The following is a 3,507-nucleotide window of genomic DNA, read 5'->3' as shown; positions in this document are numbered from 1 at the left end:
TCGGCGCCAATGAACGCGTTGACCTCGCCAAAGACATCGGCAAAACGCGGGGCGCCGGCGACGTCGTCGGGGGTGATGCCGTGAATGGTGATGTTGCGCGAATCAAAGTGGTCGTGCCCCTCCGGCGGGCGCATGAGCCAATAGCCTTCCTCGACAATCACCCCGCCACGGACCCTTGTGAGGCCAACGGAGCAGGGCGATCCCCTAAATCCGTTGGCGGTTTCAAAATCAATTGCTGTAAAGTCCAAAGCCACGCTTCAAGGCTACCCCCGGGCGCCCACAGCCACCGCACTGGTGAGCCGGATCTCACATGGTTTTCCGCCCGAGCTCCCCCAAGGAAAAGCTGAGGCACGACGCCGGACGGTTGGGTCCGACGTCGCGCCTCACTCTATCGATGCGGTGGGGGTTCGGGAGATCGCTAAGGTGTAGCCCGGCGCAAGGTCAAGTAGGCGGCGACGCCCAGCACAATCACCAGGACCAAGGCCAAGGCGCCGATTGTGAGCGGGGTAAGCGCAACAATCCAGGCGCCAACCGCCGGCCACCAGCCCTGCAGGGTAATAAGGGCAACGGCACCCACCAGCAGCACGGCCGCCGAGAGCGTCATGACAAGCACTCCGGTGGCCTGCCAGCGCTTGTAGACCGTGGCCGCCCAGAAGCCCAGCAGGAACAAGAACATCATGAGCACAAAGTAGAAGAACCATTGGATGAACCAAGACCTTTCGGCGACCCATTCAATGGCGAACATCTGGCCCTGCAAACCCCAGCCCTTGGTGGCCTTCTCGATGATCCCAAGGACCACGTAGAGGGCGGAGATGGCGGCCGCGAGCACCGTGAACAGTCCCACCGTGCCGAGGAAGAAGCTGCGCCGGCTCACACTTAGCCCCTGGGAGAACGGGAAACTCAACGTCAGCGACTGGATACCCAGACCAAAGAAATACCACATGACTGCCTGACCGGCACCGGAGTACTTCACATCCACGGAATTCGGAATCAGCGCCCAAATGACGGTACTGAGCAGGAACGAGCTGGCTATGATGACAGCCGGTATGCCCAGAAATGTCCATTTGCTGATGAGTTGCATTCTGGCAACCGCCAGGGCACGGTGTCCGGCATTGCGGTTCACCGTGGTGTTTGCGGCGTTCAATGTTGCGCTCATCATCTTGCTCCCGTCCGGGTTGGGGTGCCGGCGGGTTTCACCGGTTCCGCGCCGTCGGCCGCGCGCTCAAGGGGAGCTTCGGCGTCGAGCGTCTTTCTAATGACATATTGCTGCAGCGAGACCGGGCCCACTTCCAGCCCTAGCTCCTGCGCCTCGCGGCGTTCGGCGGTACTTAGCGTTCCCTCGATGGTCAGCGAAAGCAGTGCGCCGACGTTTTCGCGGTGCAGGATGGTCCGCCCGGCGGCAAAGGACTCCACACGCGCACTGGCCCCTGCCACATTGACCGCCGAACCTCGGATGTTCTCCGCGTCGTCGTCGATCAGGATGCGGCCCTTGTCGATGATGATGACGTGCTCGAGCAGGTTCGCTACCTCGTCGATCAGGTGCGAGGACAGCACAATGGTGCGCGGGAACTGCGCATAATCGGCGAGTAACCGGTCGTAGAATAGCTGGCGGGCTACCGCGTCAAGCCCCAGATACGGCTCGTCAAAGAACGTCAGCTCGGCACGGGAAGCCAAACCGATGATGACCCCCACCGCCGAAAGCTGACCGCGGGAGAGCTTCTTGATCCGCCGTTTCATGGGCAGCTGGAATTCCTCCGCAAGACTCAACGCCATGGCGTGGTCCCAGTTCTTGTAGAACAGGGCAGCCGCCTTGAACGCGTGCACCGGTTTGAAGTCATCCGGGTACTTTTGAGACTCTCGGATGAAGCAGATGCGGCTGAGCACCTTTTCATTTTCGTAAGGGTGTTCACCGAAGACCTGAACCTCGCCCGAGCTGGCAAAGCCCTGTGCGGTCAGGATGGACATGAGCGTGGTTTTGCCAGCACCATTGCGGCCCAGCAATCCGTAGATCTTGTCCCGTTCCAAGGTGAGGTTGACGCCGTCGAGCGCCGTGACGTCCCGGTACCTCCGGGAGAGGTTCTGCACTTGAACGATGGGACTGCTCATAGCGCGCCTTCTTTCTCGGTAACTACTGCGTTTTCCACGTCCGCGGTCGATTCACGGGCCATCATGGCCAGCAGCTGCTCGGAGTCGATGCCCAGTTTTCGAGCTTCCCGGGCCAGCGGGCGGACGAATTGTTCATAAAAATCCTCCCGACGTCGCCCCACCAGGACGGCCCGGGAACCAGTGGCAACAAACATGCCAATTCCCCGTTTCTTATAAAGGATTCCGTCATCTACCAGCCGGTTCACGCCCTTGGCTGCCGTGGCCGGATTGATCCTATGGAAGGCGGCAAATTCATTCGTGGAGGGAACCTGCGCCTCTTCTAGCAAGATGCCGTCCACAATGTCGTTTTCGATCATCCGGGCGATCTGCATAAAGATCGGCCTACTGTCATCGATCACCTGCAACCACCTCCCCTGTTGCCGACAGTCACATAAGCCTCGTCGGTTCATTACTCATGTAACTAACCATATAACCTTAGTAGTCCATGTCAACCCTCAATATCCTCCTGTGGGTGGAGAGAACTCACAGAGAAGTGCCGTAATCTTGGAGTGTGATACTAACTGCTTTGAATGACTCTGCCCTGCCAGCTCTCGTGGGCCACGGGGCCGTTCCCTCCCTCGCCATCCTGCCTGACTGGCTGGACCCCATGCAGATTCTGGACAAGCCAGCCATGGGCTTTTGGGTCGTGATCATCGCTTGCGCCATCATTTTCGCCGAGACAGGCCTGCTGGTGGGATTCTTCCTGCCCGGCGACTCACTGCTTTTCACCGCAGGGCTGCTGGTCAGCACGGGCGCTATGCCAGTTAACATCTGGGTGTTGATGGCAATGCTGATTGTCTCCGGTTTCCTCGGCGATCGATTGGGGTATTACATCGGATATAAAGCCGGCCCCGCCATCTTCAACAAGCCTGACTCCCGGTTCTTCAAGAAGGAATACGTCGACAACGCCCACGCCTTCTTTGAACGGCACGGCGGCAAGGCACTGGTCTTGGCCCGTTTCGTCCCGATCATGCGCACCTTTGTCCCCGTCATTGTGGGCGTGGCCAAAATGGACATGCGCAAGTTCCTGTTGTTCAACGCCCTTGGCGCCGTGCTGTGGGCAGGCGGAGTCACCTACTTGGGTTACTTCCTGGGCAACAAGGTGCCCTGGGTGCGCGACAACCTCGACGTCATCTTCATCAGCATCGTCGCCATCTCGGTCATCCCGATCGGCATCGAGTTCCTGAAGGCCATGAGCAAGCAGCGTAAAAAGAAGGCCTCGGAGGCGTAAAACATCTCTGCTGGCTTCCCGCACCGAAGCCATTCTTGCGCCGAAAGGGGAGTAGTGGGGGGTGGTGTTGTTGTTGGATGTGTTATAATAGACCGGAGATTTTTATGTGGTGGTGGGGGTATGAAAATTGT

General features: G+C 59.0%; 4 protein-coding genes and 1 pseudogene. 1 reads left to right on the top strand and 4 read right to left on the bottom strand.

Going from position 1 to position 3,507, the window contains the following annotated elements:
- The 4 genes and pseudogenes from AB0O97_RS15940 to AB0O97_RS15925 all read right to left on the bottom strand — a co-directional run.
- Window positions 1-254, bottom strand: a pseudogene (locus AB0O97_RS15940) (exonuclease); the annotation flags it as partial.
- A gap of 164 nt (window positions 255-418) precedes the next feature.
- On the bottom strand, window positions 419-1,156 hold the full coding sequence (locus tag AB0O97_RS15935) for a hypothetical protein (protein ID WP_363883933.1): 738 nt from the start codon (window positions 1,154-1,156) through the stop codon (window positions 419-421).
- The gene (locus AB0O97_RS15930; protein WP_363883932.1) at window positions 1,156-2,106 is read right to left on the bottom strand and encodes an ABC transporter ATP-binding protein; all 951 of its coding nucleotides are present in this window, start codon (window positions 2,104-2,106) and stop codon (window positions 1,156-1,158) included. Before AB0O97_RS15930 ends, AB0O97_RS15935 begins: the two co-directional genes overlap by 1 nt.
- The gene (locus AB0O97_RS15925; protein ID WP_363883930.1) at window positions 2,103-2,504 is read right to left on the bottom strand and encodes a GntR family transcriptional regulator; all 402 of its coding nucleotides are present in this window, start codon (window positions 2,502-2,504) and stop codon (window positions 2,103-2,105) included. Before AB0O97_RS15925 ends, AB0O97_RS15930 begins: the two co-directional genes overlap by 4 nt.
- Window positions 2,505-2,671: 167 nt before the next feature.
- Here AB0O97_RS15925 and AB0O97_RS15920 point away from each other — a divergent pair, with 167 nt between their 5' ends.
- Window positions 2,672-3,376: a VTT domain-containing protein gene (locus AB0O97_RS15920; protein WP_363883928.1), complete on the top strand. Its 705-nt coding sequence runs from the start codon at window positions 2,672-2,674 to the stop codon at window positions 3,374-3,376.
- Window positions 3,377-3,507 lie beyond the last annotated feature (131 nt).

Origin of the sequence: Specibacter sp. NPDC078692 (assembly GCF_040686835.1) — a bacterium.
Lineage (GTDB): Bacteria > Actinomycetota > Actinomycetes > Actinomycetales > Micrococcaceae > Specibacter.
The sequence above is the reverse complement of the archived record's forward strand: the minus strand, read 5'-3'. Positions and strand labels throughout refer to the sequence as shown.

Excerpts from the sequence above, each read along its gene's own strand:
- AB0O97_RS15935 (WP_363883933.1), bottom strand. The coding sequence starts at position 1,156 with ATGAGCGCAACATTGAACGCCGCAAACACCACGGTGAACCGCAATGCC.
- AB0O97_RS15930 (WP_363883932.1), bottom strand. The coding sequence starts at position 2,106 with ATGAGCAGTCCCATCGTTCAAGTGCAGAACCTCTCCCGGAGGTACCGG.